This window comes from Pseudorhizobium sp. NPDC055634, from assembly GCF_053618655.1.
Map to the genome: position 1 here is coordinate 20,155 of NZ_JBSHHW010000006.1, position 21,025 is coordinate 41,179.

General features: G+C 65.3%; 21 protein-coding genes and 1 tRNA gene. 13 read left to right on the top strand and 9 right to left on the bottom strand.

Going from position 1 to position 21,025, the window contains the following annotated elements; genetic code table 11:
• Positions 1-68: 68 nt before the first annotated feature.
• From mutT to ACWGPT_RS11455, 4 genes are read right to left on the bottom strand one after another with little or no spacing between them, the layout of a single operon-like run.
• Positions 69-488, bottom strand: a complete 420-nt coding sequence (gene mutT / locus ACWGPT_RS11440) for an 8-oxo-dGTP diphosphatase MutT (protein ID WP_452605733.1) — start codon at positions 486-488, stop codon at positions 69-71.
• Complete coding sequence (locus tag ACWGPT_RS11445) at positions 485-1,255, bottom strand: GNAT family N-acetyltransferase (protein WP_452605949.1); 771 nt, start codon at positions 1,253-1,255, stop codon at positions 485-487. Before ACWGPT_RS11445 ends, mutT begins: the two co-directional genes overlap by 4 nt.
• 8 nt (positions 1,256-1,263) lie before the next feature.
• Positions 1,264-2,505: a bifunctional glutamate N-acetyltransferase/amino-acid acetyltransferase ArgJ gene (argJ, locus tag ACWGPT_RS11450; RefSeq protein ID WP_452605734.1), complete on the bottom strand. Its 1,242-nt coding sequence runs from the start codon at positions 2,503-2,505 to the stop codon at positions 1,264-1,266.
• 60 nt (positions 2,506-2,565) lie between these two features.
• On the bottom strand, positions 2,566-3,459 hold the full coding sequence (locus ACWGPT_RS11455; protein WP_452605735.1) for a peptidylprolyl isomerase: 894 nt from the start codon (positions 3,457-3,459) through the stop codon (positions 2,566-2,568).
• Between the two features lie 248 nt (positions 3,460-3,707).
• Between ACWGPT_RS11455 and secA the strand changes: the two genes are divergently transcribed.
• The 3 genes from secA (at position 3,708) to ACWGPT_RS11470 (ending at position 9,263) form a co-directional block, all read left to right on the top strand.
• A complete protein-coding gene (secA, locus tag ACWGPT_RS11460; RefSeq protein WP_452605736.1) occupies positions 3,708-6,425 on the top strand; it encodes a preprotein translocase subunit SecA in 2,718 nt (905 codons plus the stop codon).
• 142 nt (positions 6,426-6,567) lie between these two features.
• Positions 6,568-7,977 carry a lipopolysaccharide biosynthesis protein gene (locus ACWGPT_RS11465; RefSeq protein WP_452605950.1) on the top strand — a complete coding sequence of 470 codons (1,410 nt, stop codon included), beginning with the start codon at positions 6,568-6,570 and terminating at the stop codon, positions 7,975-7,977.
• Positions 7,978-7,979: 2 nt separating this feature from the next.
• A complete protein-coding gene (locus tag ACWGPT_RS11470) occupies positions 7,980-9,263 on the top strand; it encodes a GNAT family N-acetyltransferase (RefSeq protein ID WP_452605737.1) in 1,284 nt (427 codons plus the stop codon).
• 3 nt (positions 9,264-9,266) lie between these two features.
• Here ACWGPT_RS11470 and ACWGPT_RS11475 read toward each other — a convergent pair whose 3' ends face one another.
• Positions 9,267-10,904: an AMP-binding protein gene (locus tag ACWGPT_RS11475; protein ID WP_452605738.1), complete on the bottom strand. Its 1,638-nt coding sequence runs from the start codon at positions 10,902-10,904 to the stop codon at positions 9,267-9,269.
• A 196-nt stretch (positions 10,905-11,100) separates the two neighbouring features.
• Here ACWGPT_RS11475 and ACWGPT_RS11480 point away from each other — a divergent pair.
• Both ACWGPT_RS11480 and ACWGPT_RS11485 read left to right on the top strand, forming a co-directional pair.
• Positions 11,101-11,185, top strand: a tRNA-Leu gene (locus tag ACWGPT_RS11480).
• Positions 11,186-11,333: 148 nt separating this feature from the next.
• Positions 11,334-11,861 (top strand): disulfide bond formation protein B, encoded by a 528-nt coding sequence (locus ACWGPT_RS11485; RefSeq protein WP_452605739.1) that lies wholly within the window; start codon positions 11,334-11,336, stop codon positions 11,859-11,861.
• Between the two features lie 6 nt (positions 11,862-11,867).
• Here the strand turns inward: ACWGPT_RS11485 and ACWGPT_RS11490 are convergent, their stop codons facing one another.
• Together ACWGPT_RS11490 and ACWGPT_RS11495 are read right to left on the bottom strand one after the other, a co-directional pair.
• Positions 11,868-12,425 (bottom strand): HNH endonuclease, encoded by a 558-nt coding sequence (locus ACWGPT_RS11490; RefSeq protein WP_452605740.1) that lies wholly within the window; start codon positions 12,423-12,425, stop codon positions 11,868-11,870.
• 92 nt (positions 12,426-12,517) lie between these two features.
• Entirely contained in the window at positions 12,518-13,213 is a 696-nt protein-coding gene (locus tag ACWGPT_RS11495; protein ID WP_452605741.1) for a DNA-3-methyladenine glycosylase family protein, read from the bottom strand.
• On the opposite strand from ACWGPT_RS11495, the gene gluQRS reads away from it, so the two are divergent.
• On the top strand, positions 13,212-14,093 hold the full coding sequence (gene gluQRS / locus ACWGPT_RS11500) for a tRNA glutamyl-Q(34) synthetase GluQRS (protein WP_452605742.1): 882 nt from the start codon (positions 13,212-13,214) through the stop codon (positions 14,091-14,093). The two genes, ACWGPT_RS11495 and gluQRS, sit on opposite strands and share 2 nt — an antisense overlap.
• Here gluQRS and ACWGPT_RS11505 read toward each other — a convergent pair.
• The gene (locus ACWGPT_RS11505) at positions 14,058-15,023 is read right to left on the bottom strand and encodes a YihY/virulence factor BrkB family protein (RefSeq protein ID WP_452605743.1); all 966 of its coding nucleotides are present in this window, start codon (positions 15,021-15,023) and stop codon (positions 14,058-14,060) included. The genes gluQRS and ACWGPT_RS11505 overlap by 36 nt on opposite strands.
• A 65-nt stretch (positions 15,024-15,088) precedes the next feature.
• On the opposite strand from ACWGPT_RS11505, the gene ACWGPT_RS11510 reads away from it, so the two are divergent.
• The 7 genes from ACWGPT_RS11510 (at position 15,089) to ACWGPT_RS11540 (ending at position 20,352) form a co-directional block, all read left to right on the top strand.
• Positions 15,089-15,922, top strand: a complete 834-nt coding sequence (locus ACWGPT_RS11510; RefSeq protein ID WP_452605744.1) for an SDR family oxidoreductase — start codon at positions 15,089-15,091, stop codon at positions 15,920-15,922.
• Between the two features lie 23 nt (positions 15,923-15,945).
• Positions 15,946-16,143, top strand: a complete 198-nt coding sequence (locus ACWGPT_RS11515; protein ID WP_452605745.1) for a twin transmembrane helix small protein — start codon at positions 15,946-15,948, stop codon at positions 16,141-16,143.
• A gap of 2 nt (positions 16,144-16,145) precedes the next feature.
• A complete protein-coding gene (locus ACWGPT_RS11520) occupies positions 16,146-16,718 on the top strand; it encodes a cob(I)yrinic acid a,c-diamide adenosyltransferase (protein ID WP_452605746.1) in 573 nt (190 codons plus the stop codon).
• A 22-nt stretch (positions 16,719-16,740) separates the two neighbouring features.
• Positions 16,741-17,487, top strand: a complete 747-nt coding sequence (locus tag ACWGPT_RS11525; protein ID WP_452605747.1) for a rhomboid family intramembrane serine protease — start codon at positions 16,741-16,743, stop codon at positions 17,485-17,487.
• Positions 17,488-17,640: 153 nt separating this feature from the next.
• Entirely contained in the window at positions 17,641-18,390 is a 750-nt protein-coding gene (locus tag ACWGPT_RS11530; RefSeq protein WP_452605748.1) for an electron transfer flavoprotein subunit beta/FixA family protein, read from the top strand.
• 26 nt (positions 18,391-18,416) lie between these two features.
• Positions 18,417-19,346 (top strand): electron transfer flavoprotein subunit alpha/FixB family protein, encoded by a 930-nt coding sequence (locus ACWGPT_RS11535; RefSeq protein WP_452605749.1) that lies wholly within the window; start codon positions 18,417-18,419, stop codon positions 19,344-19,346.
• 121 nt (positions 19,347-19,467) lie between these two features.
• Positions 19,468-20,352, top strand: a complete 885-nt coding sequence (locus tag ACWGPT_RS11540) for a 3-hydroxybutyryl-CoA dehydrogenase (protein WP_452605750.1) — start codon at positions 19,468-19,470, stop codon at positions 20,350-20,352.
• A gap of 4 nt (positions 20,353-20,356) precedes the next feature.
• Here ACWGPT_RS11540 and tlpA read toward each other — a convergent pair whose 3' ends face one another.
• Complete coding sequence (tlpA, locus tag ACWGPT_RS11545; protein WP_452605751.1) at positions 20,357-21,016, bottom strand: thiol:disulfide interchange protein TlpA; 660 nt, start codon at positions 21,014-21,016, stop codon at positions 20,357-20,359.
• Between the last annotated feature and the right edge of the window lie 9 nt (positions 21,017-21,025).

Consider the following 21,025-nt stretch of genomic DNA (forward strand, 5'->3'; position numbering starts at 1 on the left):
GACTAGGGGATTTGGTTAAACGATCTGTTAACACCGATTTACGGTTTGCCGCACTTGTTGCCGGCAATCTACAGCAGATCCTGCAGGAACGGGATGAGCGGCTCGTCGGCCGGCGGCATGGGATAGTTGCGCAAGTCGCGGGACCGGACCCACTTGATCGCCTGGCCTTCCTGCCCCACCGGAATGCCCTCGTATCGCCGGCAGATGTAGAGCGGCATCAGGAGATGAAAGCGCTCGTAGGTATGGCTGGCGAAGGTCAGCGGCGCAAGGCAGGGTATCTTCGTGGTGATCCCAAGTTCTTCGTGCAGTTCGCGCACCAGCGTCTCCTCCGGCGTTTCGCCCGGCTCGACCTTGCCGCCCGGAAATTCCCAGAGGCCCGCCAGTTCCTTGCCTTCCGGGCGCTGTGCCAGAAGGATGCGATTGTCGGTATCGACGAGCGCGCAGGCGGCGACCAGAAGCATGCGCCGCGGTTCGGATTGCACGGTCATGCCTCCCGCCAGTAGTGGTACCGATAGGCTTCGACGAAACCGAATTTCCGGTACAGCGCCATCGCCGGCAGATTGTCGGAGACGACCTGGACCCAGGCGCTTCGCGCGCCGTTGATCCGCGCCCAGCGGAGCGCCGAGGACAGGATTTCGGTGCCGAGCCCCTGACGCCTGGCCGTCGCATCGACGGAAAGTCCGAGGATGCCCGCGAGGTCGGTGTCCTGGACGCAGAAGCACACCGCAAGAGGACCGCCACCCGCAGCCTCGATGGTGAATAGCCCCTTGGTGGGTTTGATGGCGTTGAGGACCTCGGCGAGCGCGGGCTTCAGCGCCGGATCCTCCCCGGCGACAAGCAGGCTGGCGTCGATGAAGCGGCCGATGTCGTGCGTCGGCAGGTGATCGATCGTCTCTGGCAGCGACAGGCGAGCAAGGTCCGCCGTCATCACGCTCACCGTCTCGAACCGCTCCCATCCGGCTTCCCGCAGATGTGCGATGAGCTGCGGCGGCGCAAGCGGCGTTTCGCGCAGGATGAGCGGCCGGCCGTAGGACTGGAAGCGCTTTCGGGCCTTGGCAAGGCGCAGGTCCATGTCGCGAAAATCCGAGGGATCGAGCGGCACCACGCAGTTGAGGCGCTTGGAGGGATGCCCGCCGGCAAGCCGAATCTGCCAGCTCCCGTCGTAGATCACCGACGCGGCCGGCCAGGCCCGGAAACCGACGGCCTCCAGGCGGCGGACGAGTGGAAGATTTTGCGAGAGCGGCGTTGCCTGCATCGTCTGCATCAGCTCCGATAGTCTCCGTTGATGGCGACATACTCCTTGGTCAGGTCACAGGTCCACACGGTTGCCCGTCCCTCGCCCAGCCCGAGATCCACCCGGACCGGAATATCCTCGTTCTTCATCACCGCGCTCGCGGCCGCTTCCGAATAATCGGGATCGCGCTCGCCGTTGACGGCAACCCGGACCTCGCCGAACCAGATCGCCAGCCGGTCGCGGTCCGCCATCTGACCCGCCTTGCCGACCGCCATGACGACGCGGCCCCAGTTGGCGTCCTCGCCGGCGACCGCCGTCTTCACCAGAGGCGAATTGGCAATCGAAAGAGCGATGCGTTTGGCGGCGGCGGCGCTCTCGGCACCGGTGACGGTGACCTCGAGCATCTTGCGGGCGCCCTCGCCGTCGCGAACCACCTGAAGTGCCAGATCCTTGAGAAGCTCGTTCAGGGCCTCCCGGAAGCCGGCAAGAGCCGGGTCTTCGAACGAGGTGATCCTCGCCTGGCCGTCGGCAGAGGCCGCGCCGGTCGCAAACAGCATCAGCGTATCGGACGTGGACGTGTCGCTGTCGACCGTCACCGAATTGAATGTCGGGCCGACGCCCGCCGCCAGCAGCTGCTGCAGGACGTCGGGAGCGATGTCAGCATCCGTCGCGACGAAAGACAGCATGGTCGCCATGTCGGGCGCGATCATGCCGGCACCCTTGGCGATGCCGTTGACCGTCACCGTGACGCCGCCGATGGAAGCCGACCGTGTCGCGACCTTGGGATAGGTGTCGGTGGTCATGATGGCCTTGGCGGCCTCCAGCCAGAAGTCGGGCTGGGCCCCGGCATGCATGTCACCCAGCACGCCCGAGAACTTGCCGGCATCGAGCGGCTCGCCGATCACCCCGGTCGAGGCCAGGTAGACCTCGTTTTCATCGCATCCGACGGCAGCCGCAGCCGACTTTGCCGTCAGTTCGGTTGCGGCCTTCCCCTTGAGCCCCGTGAAGGCGTTCGCGTTGCCGGAATTGACGACGACCGCCCTCGCCTTGCCATGGGGCAGGTTCGCCCGGCAGAAATCGACCGGCGCGGAGGGGCACCTGGAGCGCGTGAAGACGCCCGCCACCGCCGCCGGCTGGTCGAAGACCATCAGCAATACGTCGGTACGGTTCTTGTACTTGATCCCCGCGGCGGCGGTTGCCATGCGAAGGCCCCTGATCGGCGGCATGTCGGGGAAGGACTTGGGTGCGAGAGGAGAGACGGAAGCGGACATGGAGGATGGCATCCAGACTGAATATGGAAAGGCCCGGAAAACCGGGCCCTTGCTGAAGACTTACTGCTGCGGCGCAGGCGTTTCGCCCGCTGCGGGATCGGCTTCCGGCGCCTTGGTGACGTCCTCATAGCCCTTGCGCAGCGTCTCGTCCATGATCTCGACTGGCTGCTCATCCTTGGCCTTCTCGATGAGGGCCAGATACTTGTCACGCATGACCAGCTGACGGACCTGGGGCTCGACCTGCTCCAGCGCCGGCGGCTGGACGTCGCGGCGATCCTCGAGCTTGATGACGTGGAAGCCGAACTGCGACTTCACCGGCGTCTTGGTGTAGGCGCCCTTCTCCAGCCCGAAGGCAGCTTCCTCGAATTCGGGAACCATGCGGCCCTTGGAGAACCAGCCGAGGTCGCCGCCGTCATCCTTGTTGGAATCTTCCGACTTCGCCTTTGCGAGTTCGGCGAAATCCTTGCCGGCGTCGAGTTCGGTGATGATTTCCTTGGCCTCGTCCTCGGTCTTCACCAGGATGTGCCGGGCGTGGACCTCTTCCTGCTTCGGCAGGGCAGCGATTTCCTTCTCGTAACGCGCCTTGACCTCGTCGTCGGTCACGGCATCCACGACGTGCTTGCGGAAGAAGGAATTGTGCAGTTCGCGGTCGCGGATATAGTCCATCCGCTTCTTGAACTCCTCGGTATCGCCGATCCCTTCCTCGGCCGCGCCCTGGGCAAGCAGCTTCACGTCGATGGCGCCCGACAGGGCCGCGACGCGCTTCTGCTCTTCGGGGAGTTGCTGCAGCTGCGGATCGAGGTTGGCGATGGCCAGGTCGAGTTCGGACTGGCGGATCTCCAGGTCACCGACCTTGGCCACCACGGCGTCTTCCTGCGCGAAGGCAGGCGCACCGGCGGAGAAGGAGAGCGCGACAGCAAGTGCAGCCGTTGCGAGAAGTTTATGGCGCAGCATCAAGTCACCTTTCAAGAATGATAGCCGGCCTTGAGAAAGCCCGCGGCCGGCCGGAAAGCGTTCACAAACATCGGAATGTGGCCTTTGTGTATCGGCCGCTACCGTTGACATCAATTCGACCCCCTCTTATCTGTCACGCAACTTTGCGTCCAGATGAGTTTCCGGGCGTAGCGGGCAATTTTGGCGGTTCTGCAGACTAGCCGCAGGCCTGCGATCACAAGTACGTATAATCAGAAAGGACCATTCGAATGGTCAGCTTCGGCGGATTGGCCCGCAAACTCTTCGGCTCGGCAAACGAGCGTCGCGTCCGCTCCTACAAGTCCCGCGTCGATGCTGTCAACGCCCTCGAGGAGAAGACGAAGGCGCTCTCGGATGCGGAACTGGCGGCCAAGACCGCAGAGTTCCGCCAGCAGCTGGCCGATGGCCAGAGCCTCGACGATCTCCTCACCCCGGCCTTTGCAGTCGTTCGCGAAGCCTCCCGCCGCGTTCTCGGCATGCGTCCCTTCGACGTCCAGCTGACCGGCGCGATGATCCTTCACGACGGCGCGATCGCCGAGATGAAGACGGGGGAAGGCAAGACGCTCGTGGCGACGCTTGCGGTCTACCTCAACGCGCTCGCCGGCAAGGGCGTCCACGTCGTTACCGTCAACGACTACCTCGCCCGCCGCGACGCCGCGACCATGGGGCGTCTCTACGGCTTCCTCGGCCTGACGACCGGCGTGATCGTGCACGGACTTTCCGACGAGGAGCGCCGCGCGGCCTACGCCTGCGACATCACCTACGCGACCAACAACGAACTCGGCTTCGACTACCTGCGCGACAACATGAAATACGACCGCGGCCAGATGGTCCAGCGCGGTCACAACTACGCCATCGTCGACGAGGTGGACTCGATCCTGGTCGACGAGGCGCGCACGCCGCTCATCATCTCTGGCCCGCTCGACGACCGCTCCGAACTCTACAACACGATCGACGCCTTCATCCCCATGCTGGATGAAAGCGACTACGAGATCGACGAGAAGCAGCGCTCCGCGAACTTCTCCGAAGCCGGCACCGAGAAGCTGGAGAACCTGCTGCGCCAGGCCGGCCTCCTGAAGGGCGAGAGCCTCTACGACGTCGAGAACGTCGCGATCGTCCACCACATCAACAACGCCCTGAAGGCTCACAAGCTCTTCACCCGCGACAAGGACTACATCGTCCGCAACGACGAGATCGTCATCATCGACGAGTTCACCGGCCGCATGATGCCGGGCCGCCGCTACTCGGAAGGGCAGCACCAGGCGCTCGAAGCCAAGGAAAAGGTCCAGATTCAGCCGGAGAACCAGACGCTCTCCTCGATCACCTTCCAGAACTATTTCCGCATGTACGACAAGCTGGCCGGCATGACCGGCACGGCCTCGACGGAAGCGGAAGAGTTCGGCAACATCTACAAGCTCGAGGTCGTGGAAGTCCCGACCAACCTGCCGATCCAGCGCATCGACGAGGACGACGAGGTCTACCGGACCTTCGAGGAGAAGTTCAAGGCGATCATCGCCGAGATCAAGGCGGCCCACGAGCGCGGGCAGCCGGTTCTGGTTGGCACGACCTCGATCGAAAAGTCCGAACTGCTCGCCACCATGCTGCGGCAGTCGGGCTTCGACAAGTTCCAGGTCCTGAATGCCCGCTACCACGAGCAGGAAGCCTATATCGTCAGCCAGGCCGGCGTGCCCGGAGCCGTGACGATTGCCACCAACATGGCGGGCCGCGGTACCGACATCCAGCTCGGCGGCAATATCGACATGCGCCTCGAGCGCGAGCTCGAAGGCATGGAGCCCGGCCCGGAGCGCGATGCGAGGGAAGCCGCGGTGCGCGAGGAAGTCCAGCGCCTCAAGGAACAGGCACTTGCCGCCGGCGGTCTCTACGTCATCGCCACCGAGCGGCACGAAAGCCGCCGCATCGACAACCAGCTGCGTGGCCGTTCCGGCCGTCAGGGCGACCCCGGCCGCTCGAAGTTCTACCTGTCGCTGCAGGACGACCTGATGCGCATCTTCGGCTCCGACCGCATGGACGGCATGCTGCAGAAGCTCGGCCTGAAGGAGGGCGAGGCGATCGTCCACCCGTGGATCAACAAGGCACTCGAGCGCGCCCAGAAGAAGGTCGAGGCCCGCAACTTCGACATCCGCAAGAACCTCCTGAAGTATGACGACGTCACCAACGACCAGCGAAAGGTGATCTTCGAGCAGCGCATCGAACTGATGGATGCCGATGCCGAGGACCTCAAGGAGATCGTTGCCGACATGCGCAACGAGGTGATCGAGGTCATGGTCGCCAAGCACATTCCGGAACGGGCCTATGCCGAGCAGTGGGATGTCGAAGGGCTGCAGGGCGAGGTCCAGCGCCTGCTGAACCTCGACCTTCCCGTCGTGGACTGGGCGAAGGAAGAAGGGATCGGCGAGGAAGACATCCGCGAGCGGATCACCGAAGCGGCCGACAAGGCCGTCGCGGACCGCACCGAACGCTTCGGCCCCGACATCATGACCTATGTCGAGCGGTCCATCGTGCTGCAGACGCTCGACAATCTCTGGCGCGAGCATATCGTCAACCTCGACCATCTGCGCTCCGTCGTCGGCTTCCGCGGCTACGCCCAGCGCGACCCGTTGCAGGAATACAAGTCCGAGGCGTTCGAACTCTTCCAGGCGCTGCTTGCAAACCTGCGGGAGGCCGTGACGGCGCAGATGATGCGCGTCGAACTGGTCCGCGAGGCGCAGGCTCCGGAACCGCCGCCGCTCATGGAAGGGCATCACATCGACGCGACGACGGGCGAGGACGAGTTTGCCGATGCCGACAATTCCGGCCTGCAGACGGCGCCCGAGGACCGCGATCCGGCCGATCCCCAGACCTGGGGCAAGGTCGGCCGCAACGAGGCATGCCCCTGCGGCTCCGGGAAAAAGTACAAGCACTGCCACGGCGCCTTCGAACAGGCCTGAGCCGGGCGCAGGATAGCCTATCGAAATGCCGCCTCCGGGCGGCATTTTTCGTTTCCGGCACCCCTTTCCAAAGGATTGTTAACCCTGCGGTGGCAAGAGTGGGATACCGGTATTGAGTTGATGTGAGTAGTGCGTGCCGATCATGGCGGTTCTCGAGACAGCTGAGAGATATCTGCCCGACGGCCTGCGTTCCAGGCTGAGGCCCGTGCTCGACTGGGTGACCGAGGCGAACGACCTGGATGACGAGACGGCCCGCGCCCAGCGGCAGGCCCTCCTCGCGTTTGCGATCCGCGTCTTCAGCGCCGCCATCGCCTTCGGTTCGCAGATCGTCCTCGCCCGCCTGATGGGCGAGTTCGAATACGGCATCTTTGCCTTCGTCTGGGTGATCGTCGTGCTGGCCGGAAATCTCTCCTGCCTCGGCTTCCATGCCTCGGTGATCCGCTTCCTGCCGCAGCACCAGGCCGATGGCGACCTCGCCGCCGCACGCGGCCTCCACGTGACGGCCCGCGTCTTCGCGATGCTGTCGGCAAGCCTCCTGGCCGTGCTCGGCTTCCTCTTCCTGCGCCTGTTCGAAGGCTCGCTCGAGGACTATTGGCTGGCGCCGCTGTTCCTCGCCCTCTTCACGCTGCCGATGATCGCGCTCGGCGACGTCCTCGACGGGACCGCGCGCGCCAGCGGCTGGACGGTGACGGCGCTGACGCCGACCTTCCTCGTCCGCCCGACGCTGATCCTCATCTTCATGGTCGGCGCCGTCCGGTTCGGCGCGCCCGACACGGCCGTGACGGCGATGGGGGCCGCCCTTGCCGCCACCTATCTCACGACACTGATGCAGTTCCTGCGCCTGCGCCGCCGGTTGCGGCGGGCGCTTGGCCCCGGACCGCTTCGCCTCGACGCCGGAGCATGGCTCGGCTATTCGCTGCCGATCTTCCTGGTCGATGGAATCGGCTTCCTGCTGACCAATGCGGACGTGGTGGTGGTCGGCCTCTACCTGCCGCCCGACCAGGTCGCCGTCTATTTCGCGGCAACGAAGACGATCGTGCTCGTCCAGTTCGTGGCCTTCGCCGTCAAGGCGGCCGCGGGCCCGAGCTTTTCGGCCATGCTCGCGAGGGGCGAGACGGAGGAACTGGCGGCGTTCGCGGGTCGGACGTCACGCTGGAGTTTCTGGCCCGCGCTCTTCCTCGGCGCGGCCACCCTGCTGGTCGGCGAGCATCTGCTTTCGCTCTTCGGCCCGGCCTTCACGGCGGGCTACTGGCTGCTGCCGATCCTCTTTGCGGGCATCCTCGCCAAGTCCCTGGTCGGCCCCGTGGAAGTGCTGCTCAGCATGGCCGGCCGGCAGAACCTCTGCGTGCTTCTCTACGCCGTCGTCCTCGCCGCAAACATCGTCATGAACATCGCGCTCATTCCCCGTTTCGGCCTGAGCGGCGCGGCAACCGCGACCGCCGGCGCCATGGTGCTGGAGGCGATCCTGCTCCACCTCGCCCTTCGCCGGACGCTCGGGATCGCCATGTTCGCCTTCGCCGCTCCCGCCCCCCACCCAGCAAAGGGGGGATGACCATGTCCTCGTCACCAGACAGCCGCCGGCAACAGGATCCCGCAGCATCTCTCTGGACGCCACCCCTGGCACCGCTGCCGCACGCCGACCGGCCCCAGGCCGACAGCCATGCCGAGGTCGGACGCCCGGGACGCGAACTCTGCGTCTATCCGGCCGCACTCGGCTACGACCTGCAGCAGGAGCTGGAATTCCTCTCCAACCGGGCGATGGAGCCGAACGTCTTCTTCAGCGCCCGCCTTCTGGCGCCCGCCATGCCGAGGCTCGAGGACAAGCAGGTCCGTTTCGCGGTGATCCGCGACGAGGACGATGTCCGATCCCGCATGCGCCTTCTGATGCCCTTCACGATCGAGAAGCCGGGTTTCTCGATCGGGCCCGCCATCACGCGTGCCTGGGCAAACCCGTTCGGACCGCTCGGGACGCCGCTGGTCGACGCGGAGGGCGCCGCGGAGACGATCGACAACCTGCTGGAAGGCCTCGCCCGGCCAGAGATGCAGCTTCCCTCCGTGCTGGTGCTGCCGCAGATCCGGGTCAATGGACGCTTCGCACAGCTGGCGCGCGCGGTTGCCGTCGCCCGCGACCTGCCGGTGACGCTGGCCGAGCGTGGTACGCGGCCCATGCTGGAAAGCCTCGAGGCGTCGGATGCCTATCTCAAGCAGGCGGTCTCCCCCCACCACTACCGGGAAATGCAGCGCCAGTGGCGACGGCTCGGCGAGCACGGGCCGCTCGACTATTCCGTCGCGCGGCAGCCGGAGGAAATCCGGCTTCGCATGGAGGAATTCCTGGCGCTGGAGGCGACCGGCTGGAAGGGACGCAAGCGCTCGGCCCTGATCAACGACCGCTACCGCGCCGCCTTCGCCCGCGAAGCGATCACCAATCTCGCCGAGATCGACGCGGTCCGCATCCATACGCTCGACCTCGGCGGTCGGGCGATCGCCTCGCTGATCGTCTTCGTCATGGCCGGTGAAGCCTATACCTGGAAGACCGCCTTCGACGAGGCGTTCGCCGCATGGTCGCCCGGCAAGCTGCTGATGATGAAGCTGACCGAATGGCATCTCGACGATGCCAACATCCTGCGCACCGATTCCTGCTCGACCGCCGACCACTCCATCATGAGCCGGCTCTGGCAGGAGCGGGAGGACATGGGAACGCTCGTCGTCGGCCTCCGGCACAATGCCGACAAGGACGTCCGCCAGGTGGCGGCCCAGCTTCACATGTACCGGAGCACGCGCAACATGGCGCGCATGCTGCGGCAGAAGATCCTGTCGATGGCAAGGCGGCCCGAATAGAGACTATTCGGCCGCCGCGCGCAGCCGCAGCTCGCGGCGGATCACCTTGCCGCTCGTCGTCAGCGGCAGTTCGTCGACGAACGCCACTTCGCGCGGATATTCGTGCATCGACAACCGGTACTTGACCCAGTCGCGGAGTTCGATCGCGAGCGCTTCGCCGGGCTCGTAGCCCTCCCGCAGGACGATGTAGGCCTTGACGATCTCCGTCCGAAGCGCGTCCGGCTTGCCGATCACGGCCGCCAGCCGGACGGCGGGGTGGCCGCTGAGGCAATCCTCGATTTCCGCCGGGCCGATCCGGTAGCCGGCCGACGTGATGACGTCGTCGTCCCGGCCGACGAACTCCACGAATCCGTCCGCGTCGCGGCGTCCGATGTCTCCCGTCAGAAGCCAGCCTTCCCTCACCTTTGCCTCCGTCGCGGCCGGATCGTTCCAGTAGCCGAGGAACATGACCGGGTCCGGCGCCCTGACGGCGATCTCGCCCTCGACGCCATCCCCAACTTCCAGGCCGCGCTCGTCGAGAATGGCGACCTCGTGGCCGGGCACGCCCCGTCCGATCGCGCCGGCCCTGGTGATGCCGAGCGCGGCGCAGGAACCGAGGACGAAATTGCACTCGGTCTGGCCGTAAAGCTCGTTGACGGAAACGCCGAGGGCCTGGCGGGCCCATTCATAGGTCTCCCGCCCGAGTGCCTCGCCCGCGGACGTCACCGTTCGCAGGCGATGCGGACGACGCGGATGGGAACCGGCGACCGATCGCATGAGGCGGAGCGCCGTCGGCGGGATGAAGGCATTGCGGACGTCCATCTCGGCGATGATCCGGAACGCCATGTCGGCGTCGAACTTCTGCGCCGGCGAGGAGACGACCGGAATGCCGAGCATCAAGGCCGGAAGTAGAACATTCAGCAGGCCGCCGGCCCAGGCCCAGTCGGCGGGCGTCCAGATGCGATCTCCCTCCTGCGGCGCAAACTCGTGGCCCATCTGGAAGCCCGGAATGTGGCCGGCCAGCACCCGGTGGCCGTGAAGCGCAGCCTTCGGCGGCCCGGTGGTTCCCGAGGTGAAGATCATCAGCGCCGGGTCGTCGGGTCCCGTTTCCTCGACCGGAAACGGGGACGGATGCCGATCCAGCAGGTCGTCGAACGCCAGCGCGCCGTCTCCCACGGGACCCGGACCGGCAACGATGACATGCCGGAGCGCCGGCAGCCTTCCGCGAACCGCCTGCAGTCGCGCCAGGCCGAAATGGTTGGTGACGATCGCCGCCGCACCCGCCATGCGCAGCCGGTATTCCAGCGCCTCTTCCCCGAAGAGCAGGGCCAGCGGCAGTGCGATCGCACCCAGCCTGTAGATCGCCATATGGGCAACGACGGTATCGAAGCCCTGCGGCAGCAGGAGGGCCACGCGGTCGCCGCGGCCGATGCCGAGCGAGCGCAACCCGCTCGCCAGCGACGAGGAGCGCTCCCGAAGCGCGCCATAGGTCGTGGCGAGATGCCGCCCGTCGTGACTGAAATGCTGGAGGCAGACGCGGGAGGGTTCTCTTTCCGCCCAGGCATCGCAGGCGACGTGGGCGATGTTGAACGAGGGCGGGATGCGCCATTCGAACGCGCGCAGGATTTCCTCGTAGGACGATCTGGAGGCAGGAAGCAGCATGGCCCGGGTCGCGTTTCGGCGTCTTAATCTGCTAGCATCACGGGACCGGACCCACAAGGCGCGGCAACGGCCGCCTCCGCCTTCGACCCTTCGCTCAGGCCGACCGCAGGAGCATCCCGCGCCCCTGCTCCGCCCCGCCACCTCGTCCCTTGCGCATCGGTGCGCGCGCATGATAGAGGCGATCCTTACCTTCCGTGCCCCGTTGGCGGAACTGGTAGACGCGCCTGACTCAAAATCAGGTTCCGAAAGGAGTGCTGGTTCGATTCCGGCACGGGGCACCACGCTTTCCCTTCCCAATCAGATCCCGCGCCGGCTCACGCAGATGTGTGCGCGGGAGCCTGCCGCCTGGATGCGGGACGATTTGCGCCGCCTTGAACGATGTTCTAATGAGCGGCCACGCTTGGTCGGCCCCGGCCCTGGAGACGTGCAATGGCATCCGAAACCCCTTCCCACACCCCTTTACCTGCCCCTTTCCTGATCTGCGCCTCGGTGGTGACGCTGGGCATGGCGGCGACCGTCGGCGGCGCGCTCGCCTTCGAACACATCGGCGGCTACATTCCCTGTGCGCTTTGCCTGCTGCAGCGCGATCCCTATTATTACGGCATTCCGGTCGGCATCGCCGCGATCCTCGCCTCGGCCTTCCACCTGCCTTCCTGGATCGCCCGCAGCCTGCTCGCGCTCGTCGGCATCATGATGATCGTCGGTGCGGGCATGGGCGTCTATCACGCCGGAGTGGAATGGGGTTTCTGGGAAGGGCCCGCCACTTGCGCCACAAGTTCGCCGGGCATCACGACCGATGCCGGCAGCCTGCTGGACGATCTGAACGCCTTCCGCGGCCCGTCCTGCACCCAGGCGTCGCTGCGCATTCTCGGCCTGTCCTTCGCCGGCTGGAACGTGATTGCAAGTCTCGCCCTTGCCGCCATCGCCTTTTTCGGCGCGACGCGGAAGGCGGCCTGAACGGCCTCAGGGCTGCAGTTCCGTATCCCAGTACAGGTAGTCCATCCAGCTTTCGTGCAGGTAGTTCGGCGGGAAGAGCCGGCCATTGTTGTGCAGATCCTGCACGGACGGCGGATAGGGCTTCTGGTGGGGGAACATGCCTGCGTGTTTGGGAAGCTTGCTGCCCTTGCGAAGATTGCAGGGAGAACAGGCGGCAACGACGTTTTCCCAGGTCGTCTGCCCGCCATGGGCGCGCGGGATGACATGGTCGAAGGTCAGGTCGTCGCGCGAGCCGCAATACTGACATTCGAAACGGTCGCGCAGGAAGACGTTGAACCGTGTGAAGGCGGGATGGCGGGTCGGCTGGACATAGGTCTTGAGGCTGACGACGCTCGGCAGGCGCATCGAAAAGCTGGGCGAGGAAACCGAATGCTCGTACTCGGCGATGATATTCACGCGGTCAAGAAATACGGCCTTGATCGCGTCCTGCCAGGACCAGAGCGACAAGGGATAATAACTCAACGGCCTGTAGTCGGCATTCAGCACGAGCGCCGGCAAGGCCTGGGGAGAGACTGCAATCGTCAAGGGGTACTCCTTACCGATTCGGCATCTGCAGTTCCGATATTAGGTCCGTTGCCACAGTATTGTGAAGCCAAAATAACAACGGTGCCCGGATGTTACTGCCCGACCGGTGCGACATCCTTGTGAAGCTTCGCGGAATAGTAGGCCCAGAGGAGCCGGGCGGCGACCGAGCGCCATGGACGCCAGTCCTCCGCGATCCGCGCAAGCTCCCGGGCACCCGGCCTTTCGGGCAATTGAAGGGCGGTCGCCGCCGCGGCCTGGAGCGCGACGTCGCCGGACGGAAATATGTCCGCATGACCGCCGCAGAACATGAGATAAACTTCCGCTGTCCACGGGCCGACACCTGGAAGGGCCGTCAGCGTCGCCATGGCGGCCCCGGGCTCGATCCGGGCGACGAGGTCGAGATCGACCTCTCCGGTGGAGACCAGCCTTGCGAGATTGTGGAGCGTCGCCGCCTTGGCGCGCGACAACCCGAACAGGGCGACGGTTTCGGGCTCGTGGCGCAGGTAATCCTCCGCGCTCGCCGACCCTGCGAGCGCCATGCGCCGCCAGATTGCCGCCGCGCTCGCCTTGGAGATCATCTGCGAGACGATGATGAAGGCAAGGCCGGCGAAGCCCGGCTCGATGAGCCTCAAGGGGACCGGCCCCGCCGCAGCGATCACGGGCGGCAGCCGGGGGTCGGCCGCCGCAAGCGCCGCGAGCCCTTCCCGTATGTCGTCGTCGCTCCGGATGGTCCGCATCATCCCCTCACCCAGTGGCCGCAGCCAAAATTTCATGGCAGAAGAAACCATGCCCGCGACACCCGGTCAAAGACCCGTCTTCCGTTTTGCGCCAAGCCCCAATGGCTTCCTGCATCTTGGCCATGCGCTTTCCGCCATCCTCAACCACGAGATGGCGGAGAAGAGCGGCGGCCGTTTTCTGCTGCGCATGGAGGATATCGACCTCGCCCGCTGCACGCCCGAGTACGAAGATGCCATCTACCGGGACCTCGCATGGCTCGGACTTCGATGGGAGGAGCCGGTCCGCCGGCAGTCGGATCATTTCGACGACTATGCCGTTGCGCTCGAGCGGCTAAGGGAGATGGACCTCGCCTACCCTGCGTTCATGACTCGCGGCGAGGTGAGATCCGCCGTCGCCGCTTCCGAATCGAGCGGCGACGCCTGGCCACGCGACCCGGACGGCTCGCCGCTCTATCCCGACATCGACCGCAACCGCAGCCACGCGGAACGCTCGCGCCTCCTGACGGAAACCACCCGGCATGCATGGCGTCTCGACATGGCAAAGGCGCTGGCTGCGATCGGCCGGCCGCTGTCGTGGCAGGAGACGGGTGGTGGCGGAGAACGGGACGTCGAGGCGGATCCCGCGGCCTGGGGCGACGTCATCCTGTCGCGTTCGGACGCGCCGTCCAGCTATCACCTGTCGGTCGTGGTGGACGATGCCCTCCAGGCGATCACCCATATCGTGCGCGGCATGGACCTCTACCCTGCGACCTCGGTCCATCGGCTGCTGCAGGAACTGCTGGGGCTTCCGGCACCCGTCTACTACCACCACCGCCTGATCCTCGGTCCGGACGGGCGCAAGCTTTCCAAGAGCGAACAATCGACCGGCCTTGCGGCGCTCAGGGCCGCCGGCGCCTCACCCGCGGATATTCGCAGACGGATCGGGCTCTGAGGCATCCTTGATGCGACCGCTGCACCCAGGGCGACCGTGGCGGCCGTGGCGCCTGCGGCGCGCATGCACCACCACCGAATAGACCCGGTACTTCATCAGCGCCGCATTGATCTCGGCCCCCAGCATAAAGATGACGCCGACCATGTAGAGGAAGACAAGCACGATCATCACCGAGGCGAGGCCCGCATAGGTGGCGGCATAGTTGGCGAAAGTGGCGAGGTAGGAGGCGAAGATGAGCGCGCCGATCGTCCAGAAGACGAGGGTGATCACGACACCGGGAAGGACGTCGACGATCCGCCGATGACCGTCCGGCAGCCATTTATGGGACAGGATCAGCCCGGCCATCAGCACGATCACCGTGCCGTAGACACCCCAGTCCGACGCTGCCCGCAGCACGCCCTCCAGCCAGGGAAAGAAGCGTTCCGCATAATGGAGGGCAACGGGAACGGCGACGAGAAGAATGCTGATGAAGGCGAAGATGATCGCCGCCGCCAACATGTAGCCGAGGCTCGCAAGCCGGGTGACGTACCAGGGGCGGGTCTCCGTGACCCGGTAGGCGCGGTTGAGCGAGACGCGAAGGGCCTCCACGCCGTTCGACGCGAAATAGGCGGCCGCCAGGACCGAAACGGTCAGCAACCCCCCGCGCGGAATGGTCAGCACCTGGCGGATTTCGGCCGCGAGCGGTTCGGCGATATCCTTCGGCCAGGCGTCGAACAGCAGGTGGACCGCCGTCTCCGAAAACGTGTCGGCGCCGAGAAGGCCGGCGAGCGCCGTGCCGAAGATCAGGAACGGGAAGAGCGCAAGCAGCCCGGACAACGCGACGTGGCTCGCCATCGCCCAGCCATCGTCCTCGTTGAAATGGCAATAGGCGTCGTAGGCGACCTTGTAGGCGAGCTCCAGGCCGCGGATCCTGCTCTTCTTTTCGGCCAATACCGGCTCCGTTGTCACTGCCCCCGAAATATGGGATGCACGGTCCCCTTGTACAGGACCCTTTCATGCCGCATCCCAGATCGATCATCGTTACCGGCTGCTCCTCGGGCATCGGCGCCCATTGCGCTCGTGCCCTGAAGCGCGACGGCTGGCGGGTCTTCGCCACCGTCCGCAAGGCCGAGGATCTGGCCTCGCTGGAGGCGGACGGTATCGAGGCGCTCTCGATGGACGATACCAGGCCCGACACGATCGCAGCGCTGGTGGAGGCCGTGCGGGAACGGACGGACGGCCGCATCGACGCGCTCTTCAACAACGGCGCCTACGGCCAGCCCGGCGCCGTCGAGGATATTTCGACCGCTGTGCTGCGCGAGCAATTCGAGACCAACCTGTTCGGCTGGCACGAACTGACCCGGCGGGTCGTGCCGCTCATGCGCCGACAGGGCCGCGGGCGGATCGTCAACTGCTCCTCCATTCTCCGCCTCCTGCCCTATCGTTACCGTGGCGCCTATACTGCCTCGAAATACGCGCTCGAGGGCCTGATGGTGACGATGCGGATGGAACTGGACGGCAGCGGCGTCCACGTCAGCCTGATCGAGCCCGGACCGATCGCATCGCGCTTCACGGCCAATGCGCTGGCGAAGATCGAGCAGCATGTCGACCTGGAAAACTCGGCGCATTCCATCGAGTACAAGCGCCAGCTTGCCCGGCTTGGCGGAACCGGGCAGAAGAACCCCCACCGCTTGGGCCCCGAGGCGGTCTACGACGTGCTGACGCATGCCTTGACCGCATCACGACCCAAGCCACATTATCTCGTCACGACACCCGCGAGACAGGGAGCCCTGCTCAAGCGCCTCCTCCCGGCCGATCTCTTCTACCGCCTGATGCGCCGGCTTGACTGACAACGAAAAGGTCAACATCCAGAATGTCCACATTCACCACCATCCTCACCGTCATCGTGATGGGACTGGTCGTCCTCGTCCTGATCCGCGGCCTGTTCAACATGATGAAGGGGACCGACGCCAACAAGTCGAACAAGCTGATGCAGCTGCGGCTGGTGCTGCAGGCGATCGCCATCGTGCTCATCATGCTCACCCTCTGGATCACCGGCGGGGGACGATAACCATGGTCAAGATCAACAAGGTCTACACGCGCACCGGCGACACCGGCATGACCTCGCTGGTGAGCGGCCCGCGACGGGACAAGCACGACCTGCGCGTAGACGCCTTCGGGACGGTCGACGAGACCAATTCGGTCATCGGCATGGCGCGCCTTCATACAGCAGGGATAGAGCCGCTCGACGCGATGCTCGCCCGCATCCAGAACGACCTCTTCGACCTCGGCGCCGACCTTGCCAATCCCGAGGTGGAGAAAAACCCCGAGTACGAACCGCTGCGCGTCGTGGCCGCCCAGGTAACGCGCATCGAGAACGAGATCGACGAACTGAACGCGGTCATCGAGCCTCTCCGCTCCTTCATCCTGCCGGGCGGATCGCCGGCAGCGGCCTATCTGCACCTCGCCCGCACGGTGGCGCGCCGCGCCGAGCGGCTGATGGTGGAACTGTCCCGGCAAGAGATCGTGGGCGAGCCCGCCCTGCAGTATATCAACCGGCTCTCGGACTTCCTGTTCGTCGCCGCCCGTCACGCCAATGACGACGGCCGGACCGACGTGCTCTGGGTGCCGGGCAAGAACCGCTGACGGAAAGGCCGGGCGGGCAGCCATGTTCATCCCCATCCATGATGCCAATACGCTGAAGCACATCCGCGTCCAGTACGTGACGATCGGGCTGATCGCGATCAACGTCGCGGTCTGGGCCCTGACCGCAGTCACGCCGGACATGGTGGGCGAACTCGCCGCGCTCGGCCTCGGCTTCATTCCGGCGGTGGCATCGAACCACGCCTATCTCGATCCGGAACTCGTGCTGGTGCCCGGATCGTTCACCTACACGACCTACGCCTTCGTCCACTTGGACTTCTGGCACCTCGCCTCCAACATGCTCTTCCTCTGGGTGTTCGGGGATAATGTGGAGGATGCGCTGGGGCACGTCCGGTTCCTGGTCTTCTACCTCCTCTGCGCCGCGGCCGGAGCTTTGCTGCATGCGGTTCTGGCGCCGGGATCCGAGGGGCCGCTGATCGGCGCATCCGGGGCCATCTCCGGGGTGGTGGCCGCCTACTTCATCCTGCATCCACGCGTAAGGCTCTGGGTTCTGGTGCTCTTCCGCATACCGCTTCCGCTGCCGGCCTTCATTCCCCTCGCGCTCTGGCTGATGCAGCAGTTCCTGATGCTGGTCGTCGACCAGGAGGGCGATGTTTCCTGGGGCGCCCATGTCGGCGGCATCCTGGCCGGCGCCGTTCTCGTCCTCTTCATGCGGCGGAAGGGCGTGCCACTCTTCGATCGCAGGATCGTCCTTCCCAGGGCAGTCTGTACCCGCGCCTCCGTACCCCTCGTCGGCTCCAGCCTGCCATAGATGTCCGTCATAGCGATATGACGAATGGGCAGGCCCTGCGGTCCAAAACCACGTTGTCTTCGGTAAAAAAATGGGTATCCATGTCGCCCACTGACTAAAGAAGCGAACGGCAGAGCCGCATGCGTGCGGCGTGATAAGTCAAGGAAGGACCCCATGAAGATCCTGGTGCCTGTCAAGCGAGTGGTCGACTACAACGTCAAGATCCGCGTCAAGCCGGATGGTACGGGCGTCGAGCTTGCCAATGTGAAGATGTCGATGAACCCCTTCGACGAAATCGCCGTCGAGGAGGCGCTTCGCCTGAAGGAGGCCGGCAAGGCCCAGGAAGTGGTCGTCGTATCGATCGGTCCGGCCAAGGCCGAGGAGACCCTGCGCACGGGCCTCGCCATGGGCGCGGACCGGGCGATCCTGATCGAAACCGACGACACCGTCGAGCCGCTCGCCGTGGCGAAGATCCTCAAGGGCGTGGCCGAGGCGGAAGCCCCGGGCCTGGTCATCATGGGCAAGCAGGCGATCGACGACGATTCGAACCAGACCGGCCAGATGCTCGCCGCCCTCCTGAAGTGGGGCCAGGCGACGTTCGCCTCCAAGGTGGAACTCGATGGCGGAGCCGCGAAGGTTACCCGCGAAGTGGACGGCGGCCTTCAGACGGTCGAAGTCAAGCTTCCCGCGATCGTTACCACCGACCTGCGTCTCAACGAGCCCCGCTACGCCTCGCTGCCGAACATCATGAAGGCGAAGAAGAAGCCGCTGGACAAGAAGTCGCCTGCCGATTTCGGCGTCGACACCGCCCGGCGCCTCAAGGTGCTGAAGACCGAGGAGCCGGGAGGCCGCAAGGCCGGCATCAAGGTGAAGACCGTCGCCGAGCTCGTCGAAAAGCTCAAGACCGAAGCCGGCGTGCTTTAAGTCGGAAGAACAGGGAGACTAAAGACATGGCCATTCTTCTTCTGGCAGAACACGACAACACCTCCGTTTCCGACCAGACCGCCAAGGCGCTGAGCGCGGCGAAGTCGATCGGCGGAGACATTCACGTCCTCGTTGCCGGCGCCGGCGCGAAGGCCGCAGCGGATGCCGCAGCAAAGCTCGACGGCGTATCCAAGGTACTGCTCGCGGACAGCGCCGATCTCGCCAACGGCCTTGCCGAGCCGCTCGCCGACCTGATCGTCTCGCTCGCAGGCAATTACGACACGCTCATCGCCCCGGCGACCGCATCGGCCAAGAACGTCATGCCCCGCGTGGCAGCCCTTCTGGATGTCATGCAGGTGTCGGAGATCACCGAAGTGGTCGCGCCGGACACCTTCAAGCGGCCGATCTACGCGGGCAACGCGATCCAGACGGTGCAGTCGACCGACGCCAAGAAGGTCATCACCGTGCGCACCGCGGCCTTCCAGGCCGCAGGCGAGGGCGGTTCGGCCTCGGTCGAGACCGTTGCGGCTCCGGCCAACCCCGGCCTTTCGAGCTTCGTCTCCGACGCGATCGCCTCCTCGGAACGTCCCGAACTGACCTCCGCGAAGATCATCGTATCGGGTGGCCGCGCCCTCGGTTCGGCCGAGAAGTTCAACGAGGTCATCCTGCCGCTCGCCGACAAGCTGGGTGCGGCCGTCGGCGCTTCGCGGGCGGCCGTCGATGCCGGCTACGCGCCGAACGACTGGCAGGTCGGACAGACCGGCAAGGTCGTCGTCCCCGACCTCTACATCGCGGCCGGTATTTCCGGTGCGATCCAGCACCTGGCCGGCATGAAGGATTCCAAGGTCATCGTCGCGATCAACAAGGACGAGGAAGCGCCGATCTTCCAGGTCGCCGACTACGGCCTCGTCGGGGATCTCTTCGAAATCCTGCCGGAACTCCAGAAGTCGCTTTAGCCGTTGCTTCGCACCTGCGAAAAACGCTAGAACTGAGGCTGATCGGCCACAACAACGACATGCCGGCCCTCCCCCGGGCCGGCATCAAGCGGGCGCCGCCGCGCGCCTCGGGAGCATATCCATGGGATTGGCTAGTATTCGCAACGTCGGCGTCATCGGAGCGGGGCAGATGGGATGCGGCATTGCCCATGTCGCTGCCCTGGCGGGCTACAAGGTCCACATCTACGACCTTTCGCAGGACCGCATCGAGGCCGGCCTCGCCACGATCAACGGCAATCTCGCCCGGCAGGTGACCAACGGCAAGCTGTCCGAAGAGGACCGCAAGGCGGCGCTTTCCCTCATCTCCGGCTCCTCCGACGTAAACGACCTGGCTCCGATGGACCTCGTCATCGAGGCCGCCACCGAGGACGAGAGCGTCAAGCGCAAGATCTACGCCCAGATCTGCCCGGTCCTGAAGCCGGAAGCGCTGCTTGCGACCAACACCTCGTCCCTCTCCATTACCCGTCTGGCTTCCGCGACCGACCGCCCTGAGCGCTTCATGGGCATCCATTTCATGAACCCGGTTCCGGTGATGAAGCTCGTGGAACTGGTCCGCGGCATTGCAACCGAAGAGACCACCTTCTCCACCGCGAAGGAATTCGTCGCGACGCTCGACAAGACGATCACGGTTGCCGAGGATTTTCCCGCCTTCATCGTCAACCGCATCCTGCTGCCGATGATCAACGAGGCGATCTACACGCTCTACGAAGGCGTCGGCTCGGTCGAGGCGATCGACACCGCGATGAAGCTCGGCGCCAACCACCCGATGGGCCCGCTGCAACTGGCCGACTTCATCGGCCTCGACACCTGTCTGTCGATCATGCAGGTCCTGCACGACGGCCTGGCGGATTCCAAATACCGCCCCTGCCCGCTGCTGGTGAAATATGTCGAGGCCGGCTGGCTCGGCCGCAAGTCCGGCCGAGGCTTCTACGACTACCGGGGTGAAACGCCGGTTCCGACCCGCTAACGGGTCAGGAACCCTTTGCGGCCGCGATCAGCGCCTTGGCATCGGCGCTGTCCCAGACGGCCGGTCCATTCATCGCCGAGACGAGACAGCCCTTCGGGTCGATGATGAGCGTGACGGGCAGGCCGAAGGCGAGCCCTTCCTTCTTCATGACGTTGAACACGCCCATGGTGCTGTCGCGGTAGTAGCCGAGGGCATCGACACCGGTTTCTGCAAGGAAGGCCTTCGGCTTCTCGTCCGTGCCCGTGTCGATATTGACGGCGACCACCTCGAAATCCTCCCCGCCCATCTCCTTCTGCAGATTGTTGAGCGCCGGCATCTCCTCGCGGCAGGGCCCGCACCAGGTCGCCCAGAGATTGAGAAGCACCGTCTTGCCGGCGAAATCGGTCGTTTTCAGATCCTGCCCCTGCGGCCCCTTGAACGAGAGGTCGATCAGCCGCGGCGACGTCGCGGCCGCCATGGCGGCAACTTCGCCCCGCGCGAACTCATCGACCGACCGGGCCAGTTCCACCGCGCCCTCGCAGGCACCGGCACCTGCGGCGACCTCGCCATTGCCAGACCCGGCATTCCTCACGTATACCGCCACGGCACCGGCCATCAGCCCGGCTATGGCGGCGATCACGATCAATCTGGCGGAGGGTAGGCCTAGCGGTCTCTTATTCGTCATCTAGCACTC